Annotated in this window: 18 protein-coding genes; 7 read left to right on the top strand and 11 right to left on the bottom strand. The window is 75.7% G+C overall.

Features of this window, described 5'->3' with window-relative positions; all coding sequences use genetic code 11:
• Positions 1–4 precede the first annotated feature (4 nt).
• The 3 genes from ACI783_RS04990 to ACI783_RS05000 form a co-directional block, all read right to left on the bottom strand.
• Positions 5–952, bottom strand: a complete 948-nt coding sequence (locus ACI783_RS04990) for an alpha/beta fold hydrolase (protein WP_457139413.1) — start codon at positions 950–952, stop codon at positions 5–7.
• An 82-nt stretch (positions 953–1,034) separates the two neighbouring features.
• Positions 1,035–2,222 carry an AAA family ATPase gene (locus ACI783_RS04995; protein WP_457139414.1) on the bottom strand — a complete coding sequence of 396 codons (1,188 nt, stop codon included), beginning with the start codon at positions 2,220–2,222 and terminating at the stop codon, positions 1,035–1,037.
• 247 nt (positions 2,223–2,469) lie between these two features.
• Positions 2,470–3,198, bottom strand: coding sequence for a TVP38/TMEM64 family protein (locus ACI783_RS05000; protein WP_457139415.1), 729 nt, complete (start codon positions 3,196–3,198; stop codon positions 2,470–2,472).
• 113 nt (positions 3,199–3,311) lie between these two features.
• Here ACI783_RS05000 and ACI783_RS05005 point away from each other — a divergent pair, with 113 nt between their 5' ends.
• The 3 genes from ACI783_RS05005 (at position 3,312) to ACI783_RS05015 (ending at position 9,251) form a co-directional block, all read left to right on the top strand.
• The gene (locus tag ACI783_RS05005) at positions 3,312–3,701 is read left to right on the top strand and encodes a phage holin family protein (RefSeq protein ID WP_457139416.1); all 390 of its coding nucleotides are present in this window, start codon (positions 3,312–3,314) and stop codon (positions 3,699–3,701) included.
• Positions 3,702–3,774: 73 nt separating this feature from the next.
• A complete protein-coding gene (locus tag ACI783_RS05010; RefSeq protein WP_457139417.1) occupies positions 3,775–8,754 on the top strand; it encodes an NAD-glutamate dehydrogenase in 4,980 nt (1,659 codons plus the stop codon).
• A gap of 44 nt (positions 8,755–8,798) precedes the next feature.
• Positions 8,799–9,251 carry a PGPGW domain-containing protein gene (locus ACI783_RS05015; protein ID WP_457139418.1) on the top strand — a complete coding sequence of 151 codons (453 nt, stop codon included), beginning with the start codon at positions 8,799–8,801 and terminating at the stop codon, positions 9,249–9,251.
• Between the two features lie 83 nt (positions 9,252–9,334).
• Here the strand turns inward: ACI783_RS05015 and ACI783_RS05020 are convergent, their stop codons facing one another.
• Both ACI783_RS05020 and yaaA read right to left on the bottom strand, forming a co-directional pair.
• A complete protein-coding gene (locus ACI783_RS05020) occupies positions 9,335–10,747 on the bottom strand; it encodes an amidase (RefSeq protein ID WP_457139419.1) in 1,413 nt (470 codons plus the stop codon).
• 42 nt (positions 10,748–10,789) lie between these two features.
• Positions 10,790–11,548, bottom strand: coding sequence for a peroxide stress protein YaaA (gene yaaA / locus ACI783_RS05025; protein ID WP_457139420.1), 759 nt, complete (start codon positions 11,546–11,548; stop codon positions 10,790–10,792).
• A 154-nt stretch (positions 11,549–11,702) separates the two neighbouring features.
• On the opposite strand from yaaA, the gene ACI783_RS05030 reads away from it, so the two are divergent.
• A complete protein-coding gene (locus ACI783_RS05030) occupies positions 11,703–12,578 on the top strand; it encodes a PP2C family protein-serine/threonine phosphatase (RefSeq protein WP_457085115.1) in 876 nt (291 codons plus the stop codon).
• Between the two features lie 7 nt (positions 12,579–12,585).
• On the opposite strand, the gene ACI783_RS05035 is transcribed toward ACI783_RS05030, so the two are convergent.
• Both ACI783_RS05035 and ACI783_RS05040 read right to left on the bottom strand, forming a co-directional pair.
• Positions 12,586–13,386 carry an exodeoxyribonuclease III gene (locus ACI783_RS05035; protein WP_457139421.1) on the bottom strand — a complete coding sequence of 267 codons (801 nt, stop codon included), beginning with the start codon at positions 13,384–13,386 and terminating at the stop codon, positions 12,586–12,588.
• Between the two features lie 95 nt (positions 13,387–13,481).
• The gene (locus tag ACI783_RS05040) at positions 13,482–14,441 is read right to left on the bottom strand and encodes an acyl-ACP desaturase (protein ID WP_457139422.1); all 960 of its coding nucleotides are present in this window, start codon (positions 14,439–14,441) and stop codon (positions 13,482–13,484) included.
• Positions 14,442–14,728: 287 nt separating this feature from the next.
• Here ACI783_RS05040 and ACI783_RS05045 point away from each other — a divergent pair, with 287 nt between their 5' ends.
• Positions 14,729–16,330, top strand: a complete 1,602-nt coding sequence (locus ACI783_RS05045; protein WP_457139423.1) for an LCP family glycopolymer transferase — start codon at positions 14,729–14,731, stop codon at positions 16,328–16,330.
• Between the two features lie 3 nt (positions 16,331–16,333).
• On the opposite strand, the gene ACI783_RS05050 is transcribed toward ACI783_RS05045, so the two are convergent.
• The 3 genes from ACI783_RS05050 to ACI783_RS05060 are packed head-to-tail and all read right to left on the bottom strand — an operon-like array spanning position 16,334 to position 19,419.
• Positions 16,334–16,855, bottom strand: coding sequence for a GNAT family N-acetyltransferase (locus ACI783_RS05050; RefSeq protein ID WP_457139424.1), 522 nt, complete (start codon positions 16,853–16,855; stop codon positions 16,334–16,336).
• 57 nt (positions 16,856–16,912) lie between these two features.
• Complete coding sequence (locus tag ACI783_RS05055) at positions 16,913–18,514, bottom strand: ABC transporter permease (RefSeq protein ID WP_457139425.1); 1,602 nt, start codon at positions 18,512–18,514, stop codon at positions 16,913–16,915.
• Positions 18,511–19,419, bottom strand: coding sequence for an ATP-binding cassette domain-containing protein (locus ACI783_RS05060; RefSeq protein WP_457139426.1), 909 nt, complete (start codon positions 19,417–19,419; stop codon positions 18,511–18,513). The genes ACI783_RS05055 and ACI783_RS05060 overlap by 4 nt, the downstream gene beginning before the upstream one ends.
• A gap of 94 nt (positions 19,420–19,513) precedes the next feature.
• On the opposite strand from ACI783_RS05060, the gene ACI783_RS05065 reads away from it, so the two are divergent.
• Entirely contained in the window at positions 19,514–20,020 is a 507-nt protein-coding gene (locus ACI783_RS05065) for a GbsR/MarR family transcriptional regulator (RefSeq protein WP_457139427.1), read from the top strand.
• A 9-nt stretch (positions 20,021–20,029) separates the two neighbouring features.
• A complete protein-coding gene (locus ACI783_RS05070; RefSeq protein ID WP_457139428.1) occupies positions 20,030–20,227 on the top strand; it encodes a hypothetical protein in 198 nt (65 codons plus the stop codon).
• A 74-nt stretch (positions 20,228–20,301) separates the two neighbouring features.
• Here the strand turns inward: ACI783_RS05070 and ACI783_RS05075 are convergent, their stop codons facing one another.
• Positions 20,302–21,642, bottom strand: a complete 1,341-nt coding sequence (locus ACI783_RS05075; RefSeq protein WP_457139429.1) for a hypothetical protein — start codon at positions 21,640–21,642, stop codon at positions 20,302–20,304.
• Between the last annotated feature and the right edge of the window lies 1 nt (position 21,643).

Raw genomic sequence — 21,643 nt, forward strand, 5'->3', positions numbered from 1 at the left:
CGGGTCAGCGGTCCGCTGCTGCGGCCGACCGGACCGCCTCGGCGATCGCGGCCACCCCGTCGGCCGACCAGATGATCGAGTCGTGGTCGGTGCCGGGCACCTCGCGGGCGCGGACGTGCGCGTCGGAGAGGTTCATCCCGGCCAGCCGCACCTCGTCGTAGAGGCCGGGCACCTCGCCGTTCATGCCGCGGGTGGCCCACAGCACGGTGGCCGGCACCGGCAGGTCCGTGGTCGTCTCCAGCACCGCCTGGTTGCGGAACATGTCCGCGCCGTCGACCCGGACCGCCTCGTGCACCACCGAGCTGCGCAGCTCCGGCGGCTCACCGGTCAGGTCACGGGCGAGGAAGGCCCCCACCGTGGGGTCGTCGACCCACCGGCCGATGACCGGGTGGTCGGCCCAGAAGGCGCGGACGGCGGCGAGGTCGGCGAAGGGTCGGTCCAGCCGCTCCAGCGTCGGGCCGAGGAAGGCGGCCAGCATGTCGTCGGTGTCGGCGGCCGGAGGGACGGCGAAGGGGAGGCCGCCGTCGACGAGCACCAGGCCGTGCACGAGGTCGCGGGCCTGGCCGGCGGTGGCCAGGGTGGCGACGAAGCCGCCCATCGAGTGCCCGACCAGCACCGTGGCGTCTGCACCGGCCGCTCCGTCCGCGCCGAACCGGTCCAGCAGCGCGGTGACGTCGGCGGCGTGCGCGGACAGGCCGTAGGGGCCGGGCAGGCGCGCGCTCCCGGCTCGTCCGCGCAGGTCGGGGGCGACGACCTCGCACTCGCCGGCCAGCGCGGCGGCCACCGTCGTCCAGGTCGCCGCGTTGGAGGTGATCCCGTGCAGGAGCACCACCAGGGGAGCGGCGGGCGCGTCGGCGGCCCAGTACAGCGCGGCCAGGTCACCGCCGGCCACCGGGACGGTGATCTCCTCAGGGGTGCGGACGTCGTACCTGCTGCTCCCGGTCGCGCTCATGTGATCACCCTGCCCCGGTGAGCGGCTGGTTGCACGTGGAACGGCGTCCTGCCGCGTCCGCCGTCAGGCCCGGTGAGCCCCATCAGTCGGCGTGGCTGAGCAGGTAGCGCCCGAAGTGCGGCACGGTGAAGGCGATCTGCCCGCGCTCGGCGGAGTAGACCAGGCCCTTCTTGATCAGCGAGTCGCGGGCGGGGGAGAGCGAGGCCGGCTTGCGGCCCAGCGTGGAGGCCACCTCCGCCGTGGCGACCGGGTTGCCCTGCGGCCCGCCGAGCTCGGCCATCGCGTGCATGTACTCGCGTTCGGCCGGGGTGGCGCGGTCGTAGCGGGAGCCGAAGAAGCCGACGGCGAGTTCGGCCTCGGCGGCCGGGGCGGCCATGGCGACGTCGGCGGCAGTGACGGGGGAGGAGGCGGCGACGTCCCAGGTGACCTTGCCGTAGGCCTGCACGAAGTAGGGGTAGCCGTCGGCGGCGGCGTAGAGGGCGTCGAGCGCCTCGGGCTCGAAGGTGACGTCCTCCCGCTCGGCGGGGGCCAGCAGCGCCCGGTCGGCGGCGGGCCGGTCGAGCCGGTCGATCCGCAGGTAGCGGAAGAGCCGCTCGGAGTAGCTCTTGGACGCCGACAGCACGGCGGGCAGGTGGGGGAGCCCCGCCCCGACGACGATCAGCGGCGCCCCCTGCTGGGACAGCTCGTGGCAGGCCGCGCAGATCGCCGACACGTCGGGCGCCTGCACGTCCTGCATCTCGTCGATGAACAGCGCGATGCCCTTGCCGACGTCGGCGGCCAGGCCGGCGGCGTCGCTGAGCAGCTCGACGAGGTCGATCTCCATGTCCCCGGAGTCGGCCCGGCCACTGGTGGCGGGGGCGTCGATCCCGGGCTGCCAGCGCTCGCGCACCTTGGCCGAGGCGTCCGACCCGCGGAGGGCGAACGCCTTGAGCACCCCGAGCACCGCCTCCATGGACTCCTGGTCGGGGTGCCGCAGCTCGCGCAGCGCCATGTGCAGCGCCGAGGAGACCGGCCGGCGCAGCGACTGGTCGGGCCGCGCCTCGATCTTCCCGGTGCCCCAGCCGCGGCTGATCGCCGCCGAACGCAGCTGGTTGAGCAGCACCGTCTTCCCGACCCCGCGCAGCCCGGTGAGCACGAGCGACCGCTCCGGTCGGCCGTGCGCGATCCGCTCGAGGACGACGTCGAAGGCGGAGAGCTCGGTGTCCCGCCCGGCCAGCTCGGGTGGGCGCTGGCCGGCGCCGGGGGCGTACGGGTTCCGCACCGGGTCCATGTCGAGCACCCTATGGCCTCGTATAGACGGAGCGGTAGAAACCGATAGACGAGGGCATGCTGCAGTGACTCGACCGTCGTCTGCAGGTGTCTAGCCCGATCACTAGACGCGACCAGACGAGGACAGAGCCGTCGACCTCCGGTGACACCGAGACTAGCAGACAGGTCGAACGTGTGTTCGAATGGTCGGGCGCCGAGAGGGGGGAGTCGAGGTGACGAGCACTGTCTTCCGATCTCTCGTGTGTGCGCTAGAGAGTGATAGACGGCGGGAGAGCCGGGCCTGCCGGCTCCGGGCGGCCGGTCGCCGCGCCCCGGCGCCGCCACCAGTGGGCGCAGGTCAGGACGACGAGCGCCAGGGACAGCGGCACGAGGGCCAGCAGCAGGGTCCGGCCGTCGCCCAGGCCGGCCGCGCCCACGCTGGCCCCCACCGCGACGTGCAGCACGGTGCCCGGCGTGAGCCCGATCGCCGAGCCGAGGAGGTGGTCGCGCAGCCTCATCCCGGACAGGCCCCCGGCGTAGCTGACCAGGGTGAACGGCAGCACGGGCGTCAGCCGGGCGACCAGCACCGCGACCGTGCCGCGGTCGGTGAGCAGCGCGTCGGCCCGGGCCAGCCGTGGGCCGGCGAGCCGGGTGACCGCCTCACGGCCCAGCAGCCGGGCCAGGGTGAAGCCGGCGAGGGCGCCGAGCACACCACTGGTCAGCGCCAGGGCGAGGCCGCCCCAGAACCCGGCGAGCACCCCGGCCAGCACCGACAGCGCCGTCCGCGGCACAGGGGCCAGCGTGGCCAGCGCCGAACCGGCGAGCAGGCCCGCCCACCCGGCGGGGCCGGCGTGGTCCAGCCAGCCGCGCACCTCACCCACCCCGGGCACGTCGACGGCGACGGCGAGGCCGGCGCCGAGCAGCAGCAGCACGACCAGCAGCGCGGCACGTCCGGCAGCGGGCGCCGGCACGCGGCGGCGTCGGGCCTGTTCGGTCATGGTCCACCCAGTGTGCCGCCTGCCGGTCTCTGCACTCCTCTACGACAGACGCGAGACTGCACTAGACGGCGGAAGAGGGCCTGGCGTCGAGCCGCGGGCGCTAGCGTGCCGACGTGGCAACGATCGGGAAGTTCGCCGTCCGTGTCGTCGTGCTCGCGGCGATCATCTACGCAGTCACCCGGCTCGTCGACGGGATCGAGGTGATCGGCAACCCCACCGGGTTCTTCGGCGAGACCGGCACGTACCTCTGGGTGGCGCTGCTGTTCGCGCTGGTCAACTCCATCGTGGGGCCGATCGTCCGGCTGCTCGCGCTGCCGTTCGTGATCCTGACGCTCGGGTTGTTCCTGCTGGTGATCAACGCCGCCATGCTCGGGCTGACCGCGCTGATCTCCGACCGGTTCAGCGTGGAGACCTTCTGGGCGGCGCTCGTCGGCGGCTTCCTGATCGCCCTGTTCAGCTGGATCGCCGAGCTGATCCTGCCGCTGAAGGTCCGCGCCGGCTGAGCTCCCCGGCGTGCCGCGCCGGGCTCGCCGGTGTAGGTGCGGCCCGGGGCGGCGGCCACTAGCGTGGCCGGACATGGTCCGCCGCGGCTCCTCCTCCGACGTGGGCGCCGACATGGCCGCCCTCGAGGCCGCCCAGGAGGAGAAGCGCCGCCTGCTCGACCGGGCGGCCGAGACCGCCGGCGGGCAGCTCGCGACCGCGCAGCCGACGGCCGGTCAGGCCCCGCTCGGCCCGGTCGACGCCGCGGCCCTGCTGCACCGCTTTTACGCCGGTGAGCCGGCCGCCGAGATCGTCGGGCACGACCCCGCCGACCTCGCGGCGCTCGCCGTGGCCCACCTCCGGCTGGCCGCCACCCGGCCGGCGGGCACCGCCACCGTCGACGTCCACCGCACCGCCGGGGGGCGGGCCGTGCTGCGGGTGGTCGTGGACGACATGCCCTACCTGGTCGACTCGGTCACCGCGGAGGTCGTCCGCCAGGGCGTGGCCGTGGAGCACGTCGTCCACCCGGTCGTCGTGGTCCGCCGGGACCCCGACGGTGAGCTGACCGAGTTCTGCGACAGCGCCGATGCCGCCGCCTGCGGGGCCGGCGCGACCGCCGAGTCGTGGATGGCCGTGGTGCTCGCCGGCCAGGTCGACGACGAGGCCGCCGCCGACCTGGTCGCGGGGTTGGCCGGCGTGCTCGCCGACGTCCGGCGGGCCCACGAGGACGCCGTGGCGCTGGCCGACCGCGCCCGCCAGGTGGCCGACGCCCTGGACCGGCTTCCCGACGACCCCACCGACGGTGCCCCGGCCGACGCCCCTGCCGGGCACCCCGCCGACGACCCGGCCGAGGCCGCCGCCCTGCTGCGCTGGCTGGCCGACGGCACGTTCCTCTTCCTCGGCGCCCGCACCGTGGAGCTGATGGGGGAGGACGCGACCCCGGAGGTGGTGCCCGGCTCGGAGCTCGGCGTGCTGCGCAGCTCCCCGGACCGGGCCACCTCCGTCGCCCCGGCCGCGCTGGCCGCCCGCGGCGGCACCGGCCACCGGGTGTTGGTCACCAAGGGCGACGCCCGGTCGACCGTGCAGCGCCCGGCCTGGCTGGACCTCGTCGTCGTCGACCTGCCCAGCGACACCCCCGGCAGCCGGGCACGCCAGCACCTGCTGGTCGGCCTGTTCCCCACCGAGGCCTACGCCAGCAGCGTCCGCGACGTGCCGCTGGTGCGCCGCACCGCCGAGGCCGTCCTCGCCGGCTCCGGCGTCCCGGCCGACAGCCACTCCGGCAAGGAGCTGCTCGACGTCCTGGAGAGCTACCCGCGCGACGAGCTGCTCCAGGTCGACGTCGACGAGCTGCTGCCGGTCGCCCTGGCCGTGCTGCACCTGCGCGAGCGCCGGCAGACCCGGCTGTTCCTGCGCCGCGACCCGTTCGGCCGGTTCTTCTCCGCGCTGGTCTACCTGCCCCGCGACCGCTACACCACCGCCGTCCGGCTGGCGATGCAGCAGCTGCTGCTGGAGCACCTGGGCGGCACGACGGTGGAGTTCACCGTCCGGTCCAGCGAGTCGGTGCTCACCCGGCTGCACTTCGTCGTGCGGGTGCCGGTCAGCCGGCGCGGGCTGCCCCGGCTGCCCGACGTCGACGTGCCGGCCCTGGAGGCGGCGCTGGCCGGCGCCGCCCGCAGCTGGACCGACGACCTGGCCGACGCGCTGGCCGCCCGCCACGGCGACGACGCGCCGCGGATGCTCGCCCGGGTCGCCGACGCCTTCCCCGCCGCCTACCAGGAGGACTTCCCGGCCGCGGTCGCCGTCGACGACCTGGCCCGGCTGGACCGGCTCGGGCCCGGCGAGATGGACCTGCGGTTGCGGGCCCCCCGTGACCCGGCCGAGGGGGAACGGCGGCTGACGATCTACCGGGTGGGGGACCGGCTGCTGCTGTCCGACGTCCTGCCGGTGCTGCAGCACATGGGCGTCGACGTCCTCGACGAGCGGCCCTACGAGATCGACCGGATCGGTGCCCCGCTGGCCTGGGTCTACGACTTCGGGCTCGCCTCCCCGACCGACGAGGTGCCCTTCGCCGGCACGCTGCCGGAGCGGTTCACCGACGCGGTCACCGCGGTCTGGGCCGGTCGCACCGAGGACGACGGGCTCAACGCGCTGGTGCTGCGCGCCGGGCTCACCTGGCGCCAGGTGGCGGTGCTGCGCGCCTACGTGCAGTGGCTGCGCCAGGGTGGGCTGCCCTTCGGGCAGGGCTACGTCCAGCAGACCCTCGCCGCCCACCCCGGCGTCGTCGCCCGGCTGGTCGCGCTCTTCGAGACCCGCTTCTCCCCCGACCGCGCGGCCGGGCGGGAGGCCCGCACCGAGGCGCTGGTCGGCTCGCTGACCGAGGCGATCGGCGAGGTGGCCTCGCTGGACGCCGACCGGGTGCTCACCGCGCTGCTCGCCGCCGTGCGGGCGACCCTGCGCACCACCGCCTACACCGCCGACGTCGTCGCCGGCCGTGCGCCGCTGGCGCTGAAGCTCGACCCGACCGGCGTCCCCGACCTGCCCGAGCCGCGGCCGGCCCGGGAGGTCTGGGTCAGCTCGCCGCGGGTGCTCGGGGTGCACCTGCGCTTCGGCGCCGTCGCCCGGGGTGGGCTGCGCTGGAGCGACCGCCGCGAGGACCTGCGCACCGAGGTGCTCGGCCTGGTCAAGGCGCAGACGGTGAAGAACACCGTCATCGTGCCCACGGGCGCCAAGGGCGGGTTCGTCCCCCTCCGGCCGCCGGCCGGTCCCGATCCCACCCGGCCCGCCTCGCGCGACGACGTGCTGGCCGAGGGGGAGGCCTGCTACCGGCTGTTCATCGGCGCCCTGCTCTCGCTCACCGACAACTACAGCTCGGACGGGGTGGCCCCCGGCGAGGTCGTCCCACCCGAGCGGGTGGTCCGGCACGACGGCGACGACACCTACCTGGTGGTCGCGGCCGACAAGGGGACGGCGACCTTCTCCGACCTGGCCAACGCCGTGGCGATCGAGCGCGGCTACTGGCTGGGCGACGCCTTCGCCTCCGGCGGCTCGGTCGGCTACGACCACAAGGCCATGGGCATCACCGCCCGGGGCGCCTGGGAGTCGGTCACCCGGCACTTCCGCGAGCTCGGCGTCGACGTGCAGAGCCAGGAGGTCACCGTCGTCGGCATCGGCGACATGTCCGGCGACGTCTTCGGCAACGGCATGCTGCTGTCGGAGCACCTGCGGCTGGTCGCCGCCTTCGACCACCGGCACGTCTTCGTCGACCCGACGCCGGACGCCGCCGCGTCCTTCGCCGAGCGGCAGCGGCTGTTCGCCCTGCCCCGGTCCTCCTGGGCGGACTACGACCGGTCGCTGATCAGCCCGGGCGGTGGGGTGTGGCCGCGGACGGCGAAGACGGTGCCGGTCTCCGCCCCGATGCGCCACGCGCTGGGCCTGGCTCCGGGCATCGAGTCGCTCAGCCCGGTGGAGCTGGTCCGCGCGGTGCTGCTCGCCCCGGTCGACCTGCTCTTCAACGGTGGCATCGGCACCTACGTGAAGGCCGCCACGGAGAGCGCCGCCGACGTCGGCGACAAGGCCAACGACGCCGTCCGGGTGGACGGCGGCCGGCTGCGGGTGCGGGTCGTGGGGGAGGGCGGCAACCTCGGCCTGACCCAGCGCGGCCGGATCGAGTACGCGCTGACCGGCGGGCGGCTGAACACCGACGCCATCGACAACTCCGCCGGGGTGGACACCTCCGACCGGGAGGTCAACATCAAGATCGCGCTGAACCGCGTGGTCGACGAGGGCCTGCTGGACGCCGGGGGGCGGGCACGGCTGCTGGCCGAGATGACCGACGAGGTCGCGGCCGCCGTGCTCACCGACAACCACGCGCAGAACGCCACGCTGGCCGGCGAGGCGGCCGCCGCCCGCGGCCTGCTGGACGCCCACCAGCGCTATCTGCGCTGGCTGGAGCGCGCCGGCCGGCTGGACCGGGCGGTGGAGTTCCTGCCCGACGACCGGGCGATCACCGAGCGCCGCCGCGACGGGCTGGCGCTCACCGGCCCCGAGCTGTCCGTGCTGCTGGCCTACGCCAAGATCGAGGCCGGCGACGCGGTGCTCGCCTCGGGGCTGCCCGACGACCCGGCGCTGGCCGGGCTGCTGTCGGACTACTTCCCCCGCCCGCTGCGGAGCCGGTTCGCCGCCGCGATCGCCGACCACCCGCTGCGCCGGGAGATCGTGGCGACCGCGCTCACCAACCGCACGGTGAACGTCGCCGGCGTCACGGGTGTGTTCCGGCTGGCCGAGGAGACCGGCGCGCCGCTGTCCGCGGTGGTCCGGGCCCACGCCGTCGCCCGGGCCGTCTTCGACGTCGACCGGCTGTGGGACGCGCCCCGGCAGCTGGACAACCGGGTGCCCGCGGCCACCCAGGTGCACGTCCGCACCGAGGCGACCCGGCTGGCCGAGCGGGCCACCCGCTGGCTGCTCCGGCTGCCCGGGCTGACCGCGGAGCCGGCGCCGTCGCTGCAGGAGGTCGTCGACCGGTTCGCCGGGCCGGTCGCGGAGGTCTGCGCGGGGCTGCCCGGGTGGCTGCTGGGCGCCGACGCCGCCGGCTACGCCGAGCGGGCCGCCGCCCTGCACGCCGACGGGGTGTCCGCCGAGCTGGCCGCCGAGGTGGCCGTCGCGCCGCTGCTGCCGGCGGCGCTGGACCTCGCGGTGGTCGCCGAGGCGACGGGGGCGCCGATCGCGCTGGCCGCCCAGGTGGCCCAGTGCCTGGGGGAACGGCTGGGGCTGGTGCCGCTGCGGGAGCTGGTCACCGCGCTGCCCCGCAACCGGCGCTGGGACTCCATCGCCCGCACCTCGCTGCGCGACGACCTCGCCGCCGAGCAGGCCACGCTCACCGCCGACGTGCTGGGCCTGCGCCAGTCCGGCGACGAGCCCGCGGACGCGCTGGTCGGCCGGTGGGCCGACGCATGGGACGTCGCCCAGCAGCGGGCGGCGGCGCAGCTGGAGGAGCTGGCGACCGGGGAACGGCACGAGCTCGCCGAACTGCTCGTCGCCGTCCGCACCCTGCGCGGGCTGCGCCGCCGGGCCGGCTGACCCGGGTAGGCGTGGCCCGCCATCGGATGGGGCACGACCGGACGGTGAAGACCGTCGTCGTCGCCGTCCTCGGTGGCCTGCTGACCCTCGCCGGCATCGCCCTCCTCGTGCTGCCGGGCCCGGGCTTCGTGCTCGTCGCCGCGGGGCTGGCGGTGCTCGCCACCCGCTTCTCCTGGGCGCGGAAGCCGCTGGACTACGCCAAGGAGAAGGCGCAGGAGGGCATCGAGGAGGTCGGGCGCAGCCCGTGGCGTGCCCTCGGTGCCGTGCTCGCCGCGCTCGTCCTGGTCGGGCTCGGCGGGCTCACCCTGATCGGGGTGGAGATCCCGTTCGCCAACGCCTTCACCGCCGTCGTGCTGATCCTGTCCGGCCTGTTCCTCGTCGGGACCGTGGTGTTCGCCCGGCACGAGGAGCACGTCCAGGTCGAGCGCGCGCACCGCCCGGCCGGCACCCCCGGCACCGGCGGCGCCTACCGCGCGGCTGCCCGCCGAGGGGGTTGAGCCCCTCCAGCGGACGTTGAGCCGTGCTGTGGCGCGGCTCGACGTCCGGTCATCCGGCTCGACCCGCGGGGCCGGTGGGTGGCTCAGAGCTCCGGACGGCGCAGGCCGTGACCGGTGGCCTGCTCGAAGGCGTGCCCGACCTCCAGCACCCGCCGGTCCGCCCGCGGAGCGCCGACGATCTGCAGCCCCACCGGCAGCCCGTCGGCGGTGAACCCGCCGGGCACCGACAGCGCCGGGCAGCCGGTGGCCGAGATCAGCGTGCAGGAGCGCATCCAGCCCAGGTAGTCGTCGAACTCCACCCCGTTCACCGCGGTGGGGTACTCGACCTCCACCGGGAAGGGCAGCACCTGCGTGGTCGGGGCGAGCAGCACGTCGTACCGCTCGAAGAAGGCGACGACCCGCTCGTACAGCTTCGTGTGCGCCACCTCGGCGCGGCCGACGTCGGCGCCGGTGAGCTCCGCGCCCCGCGCGGCGTTCCAGCGGATCGTCTGCTTGAACGACTCCGGGCTGCGGCGCACCTGGTCGCCGAAGCTCGCCTCGAACAGCCAGGCCCGCAGCACGCCGAACACCTCGTCGGCGTCGCGCAGGTCCGGGCAGTCCTCGTCGACCGTTGCGCCGAGGGCGCGGAAGACGCCGAGCTGGGCCATGAGCACCTCGGTGATCGCCGGGTCGACCGGCACCCGGCCGCCCAGGTCGGGGGTCCAGGCGATGCGCAGGCCGGTCAGCTCCGTGGGCAGCGGTGCGGCGAACGGGCGGCCGGGGTCGGAGAGCGAGATCGGCACCCGCGGGTCGGGGCCGGCCAGCACCGACAGCTGCAGCGCGACGTCGGCGACGGTGCGGCCCATCGGCCCCTGCACCGACAGCTGCGACCAGCCGATCGGCGCCGGGTGGGTGGGCACCCGGCCCGGGGTGGTGCGCAGCCCCACGACGTTGCAGAAGGCCGCCGGGTTGCGCAGCGAGCCGCCCATGTCGCTGCCCTCGGCCAGCGGCACCAGCCCGGCCGCGAGCGCGGCGGCGGCGCCGCCGGAGGACCCGCCGGCCGACAGCCCGTGCCGGTAGGGGTTGTGGGTGGCACCGAACAGCGTGTTGAAGGTGTGCGAGCCGGCGGCGAACTCCGGCACGTTCGTCTTGCCCACCCGGATCGCGCCGGCGGCCCGCAGCCGGGCGACGGCGAGCTCGTCGCGGGCGGGCACGGTGTCGGCGTGCAGCGGCGAGCCCCACGTCGTCCGCATGCCCCCGGTCTGGTGGGTGTCCTTGTGGGCCACCGGCAGGCCGTGCAGCGGGCCGACCGGCTCCCCCGCGGCGAGCTGCGCGTCGGCGGCGTCGGCCGCGGCCCGCGCGCCCTCGGCGTCCAGCGTCACGATGGCGTTGAGCGCCGGGTTGAGCCGGTCGATCCGCGTCAGGTGCGCCTCGAGCAGCTCGCGGGCGCTGACCTGCCGGTCGCGGACCAGCGCCGCGAGCTCGGTGGCCGGGCGGGTGCACAGGTCGTTGCTCACCCCGGCGACGCTAGCCGGTCTCTCAGCGCTGAGGAACCTCGCTCACCGGGTGACCGCATCGGCCGGGACGACGAGGGTGAGCCGGCTGCCGCCGTCGTGTTCCACGTGCAACCCGTTCCGGCGCAGGAGGGTCCGCAGCCGCACCACGGAGTCCGGCTCGGCCGTCGTCGTGGCCAGCAGCCGCGCCAGCCGGCCCTTGTGCGCCTTGTTGAAGTGGCTGACCACGGCCCGGGTGCCGTCCGGTCGCTCGCTGAGCACCTGGACGGTGACCGCGTCGGGCACGGGGGCCAGCTCGGCGTAGGCGCCCGAACGCAGGTCGATGACGAGCTCGTCGGTCGCGGTCAGCACGTCGGTGAGCACGGGCTTCCACAGCGACCGCAGGGTGGGCAGGCCCGGCAGCGCCGAGCCCGCCGACAGCCGGTAGGCCGGCACCTGGTCCCCGGCTCGGACGACGCCGAACAGCGCCGACCCCACCGCCAGGCGGGTCGCGGCCCGGGCCCGCTGGGCGCGGGTCAGCGACCGGACGTCCAGCGCGTCGTAGAGCACGCCGGTGTAGCGCTCGATGGCCGGCATGGTCGGGCTGGTGCGCAGTGCGGCGTTGCGGGCGATCTCGTCGTCCTGCTTCGCCGACAGCCCGAGGGCGGCGCGGGCGGCGGGGACGTCGGCGGCGAGGGCGGTCAGCGCGTCGACCAGCTGCGCCCGGACCGGCGTCAGCTCCGGGGCGGTCAGCGCGGCCAGGTCGAGCGGCGGGCCGTCGCCACCGGGCTGCTTGGTCTCCGACGGGGGCAGCAGGACGAGCACGTCGTGCGACGGTACGGGGCGGCGGTGAGCGTCCGGGCACCCCGGTGGCAGGCTGTCGGCACGCCCGGAGCCGCGGCGCGCGCGGCGCTGCCCGGGGGCGCCGCGCCGTCGCGTCATCTAACGTCCTCTCGATCACTGCCGCGCGCGGTGCCAGGTGAGATCTGCAGGTCAGGAGGTGGAGACGGTGCTCGTGCTGGACAGCGCAGCCGTCTCCACCCGCGGCCCGCGCCCGGACAACCAGGACTCCGCGGTGGGTGGCCCGCTGCTGGTCGCGATCGCCGACGGCGTCGGTGGCAACGTCGGCGGGGCGGTGGCCTCCTCGCTGGTGGCCACCTGGCTCGCGCCGCTGGCGGTGGGCAGCACGGGGGAGGGCTCCGACGACCCGGTCCGGGTGGTGGCCAGCGCCAACGAGCGGATCCGGGCCGCCTACACCGAACGCCCGCGGCTGCGCACGATGGCGACCACCCTCACCGCGGTGCACGCGGACGCCGAGGGGCTGGTGCTGCTGCACATCGGCGACTCCCGTGGCTACCTGCTCTCCGGCGGTGAGCTGCAGCAGGTGAGCACCGACCACACCCTGGTGCAGGCGCTCATCGACGCCGGCAGCCTCACCCCGGCCGAGGCCCGGGTGCACCCGCAGCGGTCGGCGGTCTACGCCGCGCTGCACGGCGCCGACGACGACGTCGCCGCCCTCGACGTGATCCGGCTGGACGCCGCCGCCGGTGACCGGGTCATGGTCTGCTCCGACGGCCTCTCCGACGTCGTCCCGCCCGACGTGATCGCCGGGCTGCTCGCCACCGGCACCCCCGCCGAGGCCGCGGCGGCGCTGCGGGACGCCGCGCTGGCCGGCCCGCCCACGGACAACATCACGGTGGTGGTCGCCGACGTGCGGGCGACCGAGGAACCCGTGCCGCAGCGGCTGTGCACGGTGGGAGCGGCGCAGGAGCTGCGTGAGGAGACCGCCGAGGCGCTGGAGGCCGACTGGCCGGGGCCGGTGCCGGTCGGGCTGGTCCAGCACCGCCCGCACTGACGGCGGTTCAGTCGGCGAGGTCCACGATCACCGGGGCGTGGTCGCTGGCGCCCTTGCCCTTGCGCTCCTCGCGGTCGATCCGGGCGTCGCTGACCCGGCGGGCCAGCGCGGGGGAACCGAGCACGAAGTCGATGCGCATGCCCTCGCGGCGCGGGAAGCGCAGCTGCGTGTAGTCCCAGTACGTGTAGACGCCGGGCCCCGGGGTGTACGGCCGGACGACGTCGGTGAACCCGGCCTCGACCACCCCGCGGAAGGCCGCCCGCTCGGGCTCGGAGACGTGCGTGGAGTGGCTGAACACCGAGATGTCCCAGACGTCGTCGTCCTGCGGGGCGATGTTCCAGTCGCCGACCAGCGCCACCTGCGCGTCGGCGTCGTCGGTCAGCCAGCCGCCGGCGCTGACCCGCAGCGCCTCCAGCCACTCCAGCTTGTACTGCAGGTGCGGGTCGGTCAGCGTCCGGCCGTTGGGGACGTAGAGGCTCCACACCCGCACCCCGCCGCAGGTGGCACCCAGGGCGCGGGCCTCGGCGGCGGGCTCGGCGCCCTCCTTGGCCCACGACGGCATGCCGGGGAAGCCGACCTCGACGTCGGTCAGCCCCACCCGGGACAGCAGCGCCACGCCGTTCCACTGCGAGTAGCCGACGTGCGCGACCTCGTAGCCCAGCGCGCGGAAGCGCTCCTCGGGGAACTGCTCGTCCTTGCACTTGGTCTCCTGCAGCGCCAGGACGTCGACGTCGCTGCGCTGCAGCCAGGCCTCCACCCGGTCGACTCGGCTGCGGATGGAGTTCACGTTCCAGGTCGCCAGGCGCACGGGGACCGAGCCTAGGTGGGTCGGGAGGTGATGGAACGGCGGCCCTGCAGGGGCCCGGGCCGGGCGTGCGAGGTCCGGGGGGCAGGGTGGTCCTTCTACTGGGGGAGCGAGGTCAGCTGGGTGTCCTGCCGGGCCTGCTGGCGGGCGCGCATCCGCTCGCGGCTCTCCACGAACCTGGTCGCCTGGGCGTCCAGCCCGACCATGAACTGCGCGAGCTCCTCGCGGGCCTGCTCGCCGGCGGGCCCGAGGTTCGTCCGCTCGAACACCTTCCAGGCGCGCAGCACCGGGGAGATGACCTCGTCGTGGTGCAGGCGCAGGTCGTAGATCCCGGCCTTGGCGATGATCACCGAGTTCTTGCGGAAGCCGGCCATGGTGGCGCCGGGCATCTCGAAGCGCATGACCTCGTCGGCGACCGCCCGCATGGTGGCGTCGGGGTCGATCTCGAACGCCGCGGAGACGATGTTCCGGTAGAAGACCATGTGCAGGTTCTCGTCCTTGGCGATCCGGGCGAGCAGCTTGTCCGCGATCGGGTCGCCCGTGGCCTTGCCGGTGTTCCGGTGGCTCACCCGGGTGGCGAGCTCCTGGAAGGAGACGTAGGCGACGGTCTCCAGCGCGGTCTTGTCGCCGGAGTCGTAGCCGGAGGTCATGTAGTCCATCCGGGCCCGCTCGAGCTCCACCGGGTCGACGCCGCGGGTGACGACGAGGTAGTCGCGCAGGGCGATGCCGTGCCGGTTCTCCTCCGCCGTCCAGCGGCCCACCCAGGTGCCCCAGGCGCCGTCCCGGCCGAACTGGGTGGCGATCTCCCGGTGGTAGCTGGGCAGGTTGTCCTCGGTGAGCAGGTTGGTGAACATCGCCGCCTTGGCGGTCTCGTCCAGCTTCGACTGCTCCGGCGACCAGTCCTCGCCGCCGAGGAAGGCGAAGTCGCGCCCCTGCGACCAGGGGACGTAGTCGTGCGGGTGCCACTCCTGGGCCAGGCCGAGGTGGCGATTCAGGTTCTCCTCCACGACGGACTCGAGCTCGATGAGCAGTGCTGCCTGTGCGGTGGTCTGCGGCACGGGTCCTCCCGGGAAGTCACCTACGGTCTCGTAACCTACGCAACCGTAACAACGGGCGCGGCGGCTGACGTTCCCCCGACTACCCGCCATCGGGCCGGCGCAGTCCGCGCCCGTGCGCCTGTTCACCACCTCGTCCCCCGCTTCGGCGCTGACCGTGATCATGCGCGGACGCACCGTCGATGCTGGCGGCCCGGACGGGTGATCCGCGGTCGCAGCCGGGGCACGGCACCCGTATCCGGTGGGAGCATGGGTGGGATGACCGGGTGCTGCGAGGGGACGACGGCTGCGTGAGCGACGACCCATCGGGCTCCGCCCGCACCTCCGGGCCGCCTCCGCCCGCCGGTGCCACCGCGGCCGGTCGCCGTGGCCGGTACGCCGACCGCGGCTTCGGCTCCGCGCTGGGGCTCACCGTCGTCGGCGCCGTCCTGCCGGGCACGGCACTGGTGGCCGGTGGCCGCCGCCGGCTGGGCGCCGCCGTGCTCGTCGTCTTCGGGCTGCTGATGGCCGCGCTGGTGTGGCTGGGCCTGGGCGGCTGGCGGGACGCCGTCCGGGTGGCCGTGGACTCCACCGCCCTCGCCTGGGTGGTCGTGGGGCTGGTCGCGCTCGCGGTCGCCTGGGCGCTGATGGTGGTCGCCGGCTGGGTGGTGCTGCGCCCCCGCCGGCTGCGCCCCTGGCAGCAGGCCGTGGGAGCCGCGGTCGTCCTGGCCCTGTGCGCGGGGATCGCCTGGCCCACCTACCAGGCGGTGGGCGCGACCCTGGCCCAACGCGACCTGGTCGACACGGTGTTCGCCGACCGGGAGAGCGCCACGGTCACCGACCCGGTGGACGACGATCACCCCTTCGGCGACACCGACGAGGTCAACATCCTCCTGCTCGGTGGCGACGGCGGGGAGGGGCGCGAGGGGGTGCGCACCGACACCGTCATCGTGGCCAACATCCAGACCCGCACCGGGGAGACGACGCTGTTCAGCCTCCCCCGCAACCTCCAGGACCTGCCCTTCCCGGAGGACAGCCCGCTGCACGACGTCTGGCCCGACGGGTTCGACGTCGGCAGCGAGAGCGAGAGCCTGCTCAACGCGGTCTACCGCAACGGGCCGGCCTGGTACCCCGACATCCTGGGCCCGACCGACGACCTCGGCGCGGACATGCTCAAGCTGGGCGTCGGCGAGGCGCTGGGCCTGCACATCGACTACTTCGTGCTGGTCAACCTCGAGGGGTTCAGCCGCCTGGTCGACGCCCTCGGGGGCATCACCGTGGACGTGAACTACTGGGTGCCGATCAACGGCATCGTCGGCCAGGAGCTCCCGGACGACTACATCGCGCCGGGCCCCGACCAGCACATGGACGGCGTCCGTGCGCTGGACTTCGCCCGGGGTCGCTACGGGCTGTCGGACTACCAGCGGATGGACCGCCAGCGTTGCGTCATCGACGCGATCGTCGAGGCCGCCGACCCGGTGACCCTGCTGTCCCGGTACCGGGAGCTGGCCGCGACCACCCAGGACATCGTCTCCACCGACATCCCGCAGTCGCTGCTGGACGACGTCGTCGACCTGGCCTTCCTGGTGCAGGGCACCGAGATCCGCAGCGTCGTCTTCGACGACACGGTGATCACCCCCGCCTACCCCGACTACGACCGCATCCGCTCGCTGGTGCAGCAGGCGCTGCAGCCCCCCTCGGACGGCGACGCGGCGGCCGGGACCACCGCGCCGCCGGCCGACGCCGCGCAGCCGGCCCCCTCGAGCTCGACGGCCCAGTCGAGCGCACCGGCAGAGCCTCCGCCGGCCGACCCGGCCGACCCGGCCGCCGAGGTCACCGACGCCTGCGCCTACGACCCGGTCCAGGCCCAGGAGGCGCTGGACGAGGGCAAGCCGCCGACCAAGCGCGGCTGAGCCTCAGAGCCGGTCGAAGGGCGCGGCGTACCGGAAGGTGCCCGCGGGCGTGGCCGGCCCCAACAGCCGGGCCTGGAAGTGCTCGCCCCACGCCGGGTCGGGGGCGGTCACGGCCAGCTCGGTGGCCGGGCGGAAACCGAAGCGGCCGTAGTACGCAGGGTCGCCCAGCAGCGCCACCAGCCGCTCGTCGCACGCCTCGGCCGCCGCCAGCACCGCGTGCACCAGCACCGTCCCGACGCCGCGCCGCTGCGCGGCGGGCAGCACGCCCAACGGGCCGAGCCCCAGCGCCGGGACGGCGAGGGGCTCGAGCCGGCCGCGGGTCGCCAGCACGTGCCCGACGACCCGGCCGCCGTCGACCGCGACCAGCGACAGGTGCGGCAGGAAGCCGGCGTCCGCGCGGAGCTCGTCGACCAGGCGGGCCTCGGGGACCTCGGCGCCGTCCGGCAGCCCGGGCGCGGCGAAGGCCGCCCGGTGCACCTGCCGGACCTGCTCGGCGTCGGTCGGCTGCTCGCGGCGGACGATCACGTCGGCATGCTGCCCCCGCGCCCCGGTGTCCGCACCCGGTTTCTGCCTGCCGGGCCCTCAGGCGGTGGCGAGGTCGCGGCGGCGGAACGCGCCCAGGCCGATCACCGTCAGCGCCGCGGTGACCGCCAGCAGCCCGGCCACCGGCGCGGTCGACCAGGGCTCGGCCGGCATGGCCGGCGTCCAGGCCAGCGGCGAGAGGTCGGTGACCCAGCCGGGCCAGTCGAAGGACTCGGCGAACAGCGTGACGACGGCGACCAGGCCGAAGGCGGCCCACGCCGCGGGCAGCGCCGGCTCGGGCGCCAGCCCCACCAGGGCGACGGCGACCGCCACGAGCACCCAGACGCCGGCGGTGTGCGCCAGCGCCGCGCCGAGCACCCGGACGAGGTCGCCGGCGTCGCCGGTGGAGGCCGCGCGGGCCGCGCCCGTGCCGAGCCCGCCCAGCGCCAGCAGCACGACCGTCCCGGCGAGCGCGACGAGCACGTGCCCGCCGAGCCAGCGGCTCCGCGAGGTGGCGGTCGCCAGCAGTGGCTCGGCGCGCCCGGCGGTCTCCTCCGCGCGGGCCCGCAGCGCCGCGGCGACGCCGTAGGCGGCCACCAGCAGCGCGGTCGTGGTGAGCGCGACGCCGAGGAAGGCGTCGACCAGGCCGGCGGCCGAGGCGTCGGGCAGGAAGGCGGTGACGTCGGGGTTGTCGGCCAGCAGCGTCTCCACCGACTCGGCGAGGGCGCCGTAGACCGCCCCGAGCAACGTCACCCCCACCGCCCAGCCCAGCAGCGCGCCGCGGTGCAGCCGCCAGGTCAGCCCCAGCGGCGAGAGCAGCGACCGCGGGGCCACCGCGGCCGCGGGGCGGGGGTGCACCAGCCCGGCGCCGAGGTCGCGCCGGTCCAGCACCTGGGTGGCCGCGGCCAGCGCTGCCACGCCTGCGGCGACGCTCAGCAGCAACGGCCACCAGCGGTCGCCGGACCAGGGGTGGCTGGCCTGGGCCCATCCCACCGGGGACGCCCAGGACAGGCCGTTGCCCTCGACGTCGCCGATGGCCCGCAGCACGAGGGAGACACCCAGCAGGGCGCCCACCAGGCCGTACACCCCGCGGGCGGTGGAGACGAGCTGGGCAGCCAGTGCGGTGAGCCCGGTGAAGGCCAGCCCGGTCGCCGTCGCGGATGCGCCCAGCACGAAGGCCCCGGGCGCGGGGAGCCCGCTGGCGGTCGCCCCCGCGCCGATCGCGGCTCCCAGCGCGGCGCTGGCGAGCGCGGCAACCCCGGCCGCCGCGGCCAGCGGGGCGTGCCGGCCGATCCGGGTCGACCGGACCAGCTCGGTGCGCCCGAGCTCCTCGTCGGCGCGGGTGTGCCGCACGGTGGTGAACATGACCATCAGCACCGCGACGACGGCCAGGGGCGTCGCCATCTCGAAGGCGACCGTGCCCGCGATCGTGTCCAGGCCCACCGGCGGGCCGGCGAGGGCGATGGACGCGGCGTTGCTGCCCACGGAGGCCCGGTAGGCGGCCAGCGAGCCGGGGGAGTCGTAGGTCGACTGGGCAGCGGCGGACTGCACGATCACCAGCAGGGCGCCGCCGGCCACCCAGGCGGGCAGCCGGAGCCGGTCCCTTCGGAGCGCGAACCGCAGCAGCGCGCCGGTGCCGGCCAGCGAGGGGCGGGCGGTCACCGCGCGCCGTCCGCGGTGGGGGCCGTCTGGTCGTAGTGCCGGAGGAACAGCTCCTCCAGGGTGGGCGGCGCGCTGTGCAGGGACCGCAGCCCGGCCTCGCTCAGGCAGCGCACCGCGGCGTCCAGCGCGTCGCCGTCGACGTCGAAGGCGACCCGGCCGTCGGTCACCTCCAGCCCGTGCACCCCGGGCAGCTCGGCCAGCCCGGGCGCCGGGCGGTCGGTCTCCGCGGTGACCGCGGTGCGGGTGAGGTGGCGCAGCTCGGCCAGGCTGCCGCTCTGCACCGTGCGGCCCTGCCGGATGATGCTCACCCGGTCGCACAGCGCTTCCGCCTCGGCGAGGATGTGGCTGCTCAGCAGGACCGTGCGGCCCTCGGCGCGGACCTCCTGCACGCAGCGCTGGAAGGTCGCCTCCATCAGCGGGTCGAGCCCGGACGTCGGCTCGTCGAGCACCAGCAGCTCGGCGTCGGACGCCAGCGCCGCGACGAGCGCGACCTTCTGCCGGTTGCCCTTGGAGTAGGTGCGCGCCTTCTTCCGCGGGTCGAGGTCGAAGCGGTCCAGCAGCTCGGCCCGGCGCCGAGGGTCCAGGCCGCCGCGCAGCCGGCCGAGCAGGTCGATGACCTCCCCGCCGCTGAGGGTGGGCCACAGGACGACGTCGCCGGGCACGTAGGCGAGCCGGCGGTGCAGGGCGACGGCGTCGCGCCAGGGATCGCCGCCGAGCAGCCGGACGTCGCCGGAGTCGGCCCGCAGCAGCCCGAGCAGCACCCGGATGGTGGTGGACTTGCCGGCGCCGTTCGGGCCGAGGAAGCCGTGCACCTCGCCGGCGCGCACGGTGAGGTCGAGCCCGTCCAGCGCCCGGGTGCGGCCGAAGGTCTTCACCAGCCCGGACACCGCGATCACCTCGGTCATGGCGGCGAAGCTACACACACTTCACAAGTTTGTGAACCTCATTGATGTTGCTACGACGGGTAGCCTCGCCTCCCCGACCAGGAGAGGAGAGCCGGTGGCCGACGAGGACGCCGAACGGGCGGCGCTGCTCCGCTTCGTGGAGCGGTTCGCCCTGGTGCTGCGCGAGACGGGCATGCAGCCGATGGCCGCGCGGGTGCTCGCCTACGCGCTCGCCGACGACGCCGACCGGTACACCGCGACCGAGCTCGCCGCGGGCCTGCAGGTCAGCCCCGCGGCGATCAGCGGCGCGGTGCGCCAGCTGGTGCAGATCGGGTTCCTGGCCCGGGAGCGGGAGCCGGGCACCCGCAGCGACCTCTACGTGCTGCACGACGAGGACCTCTGGTCCCGGTTCTTCGCCGCCCGGATCGGCGTGCTGGAGCACTACGAGCGGGTGGTCGCGGGCGGGGTGGCCGAGCTCGGCGACGAGCGCCCCGGTGGTCGGCGGCTGGCCGAGACCCGCGACTTCTTCGCGTACTTCCGGGAGGAGCTCGCCGCGATGCTCGACCGGTGGCCCGCCGAGCGCGACCGGCGGGGCTCCGGGTCGGCAGCTGCCCGGCCGTAGGGTCGGCGCGTGACCTCACCCGCCCCCCGGGCTCCTCGCGAACGTCTCGTCGGCCTGCTCGTGCTGGGCGTCGCGGCCGTCCTGCTGGTCTCCAGCGTCACCTGGTTCGGTGCCGACCGCGCCGGCGTCGGCATCGGCCAGCTGGTGCTCGGCGTCGCGCTCGCGGCGGTCGGGTTCCTCCTGTACCGCCGCGCGCCGCGCGGCTGACCACCGGCCACGCGGCCGCCGGTGGGCCTCCTCGGCCAGCTGCCGCATGGCGATGACCGACGCGGGCTCCCCGGTCACCGGGCCAGCTCGGTGACCGGGGCCGCGGCCAGCACGCTGCCGTTCGCGCCCAGGAACCGGACCGTGGCCGCCGCCGGACCGTCGCCCGCGGTGCCCACCCCCGACCCTCTGGACAGGGGGACGGTGACCAGGCGTGCCCCGGCGGCGTCCAGCACCTCCGCCACTGCGGCGTCCGGTGGCCCGCTCAGCGCGAGGTCCCCGTCCAGGGGCACCGCCAGCAGCTGGTCCGTCAGCGGTGTCCCGACCGGCTGCGGGTCGGCGGTCGAGGTCGAGCCGGTGGTGGAGCCGTCGGCGCCGTGCCGGGTGGAGCCGACCACCAGGAGCGTCGCGCCGGAGCGGAACGTGACGCCGGCCAGCACCATCTCCCCGGTCCCGGTCGGCCCCGCCGCGAGCAGCACGGGGGTCGCGCCGTCGAACCCGGACCCGTAGGCGCCCACCGCCGTCTGCAGCACCTGCTGCACTGCCTGCTCGGAGACCCGGGACCCGAGCCCGCGCGGGTCCGTGAACTCGACCGGGGCCGGGAGCACGGCCTCGGCGCGGTCGGTCATCGTGAGGCTCATCGAGTCGACCGGCTGGCCGTTCCGCTGGACGGCGACGTGCATGGGCGGCGTGCCACGCGGCTCACCGATCGCGCCGGCGGCCACGCCGTCCGCTCCCGGCATCTCGCGCCGGTCCACTCGCTCCTCGCCGGTCGCGGTCACGGTGGTCCCGTCGACGTACTCCACGGTGTCGCCGGGGAGGCCCACCACGACCAGGAGGCCGGACGACCCGCCGGCGGGGACGTCGACCAGGCCCGTGGGCTGGTTGCGGACCAGCCGCTGCACGCCGGTCGCCTGGGTCATCTCCGCGGGCTCCGCGCCGGCGGGGCCGGTGAACCAGGTCCCGCTGATCCGCCCGTCCGCGCTGCCCAGCACGAAGGCGATCCGGACCCCGTCCACGTCGTCGGCCCAGGCCACCCGGTGGCTGTCGGCGGGTGGCGGGGCGGCCGGGTCGAGCTCGTCGGGCTCCCACGGCAGCGCGGCCACCGCCTGCAGCCAGGCCGCGTCGTCGGCGAGCGCCCCGCGGGCAGGCAGGTCGTAGAGGTTCTGCGTGCTCACGCCCCGGGAGGGCGCGGCGACGTCCTGCGTCGTCCCGGTCTCGGGCAGCAGGCCGCGCAGCACGGGCACCGACCCGAAGACCAGCGCGACGGCGAGCCCGACGCCGACCACCGCCGCCTGCTGGCGGCGCTGCCGGCGGTGCCGCAGCCGGGTGCGCGCGGCCAGGTCGCCGGGGGCGCGGGGGGTCGGCCGGTTCGCCAGGTGCGACCGGAGCTCGGTCTCGACGTCGATGAGGTCCACG

The organism is Modestobacter sp. SYSU DS0511, assembly GCF_054050755.1.

What these genes read in the sequence shown, in the direction of transcription:
- ACI783_RS04995 (WP_457139414.1), bottom strand. Translation starts at nt 2,222, where the DNA reads ATGGACCCGGTGCGGAACCCGTACGCCCCCGGCGCCGGCCAGCGCCCA.
- ACI783_RS04990 (WP_457139413.1), bottom strand. Translation starts at nt 952, where the DNA reads ATGAGCGCGACCGGGAGCAGCAGGTACGACGTCCGCACCCCTGAGGAG.
- ACI783_RS05000 (WP_457139415.1), bottom strand. Translation starts at nt 3,198, where the DNA reads ATGACCGAACAGGCCCGACGCCGCCGCGTGCCGGCGCCCGCTGCCGGA.
- ACI783_RS05060 (WP_457139426.1), bottom strand. Translation starts at nt 19,419, where the DNA reads ATGACCGAGGTGATCGCGGTGTCCGGGCTGGTGAAGACCTTCGGCCGC.
- ACI783_RS05010 (WP_457139417.1), top strand. Translation starts at nt 3,775, where the DNA reads ATGGTCCGCCGCGGCTCCTCCTCCGACGTGGGCGCCGACATGGCCGCC.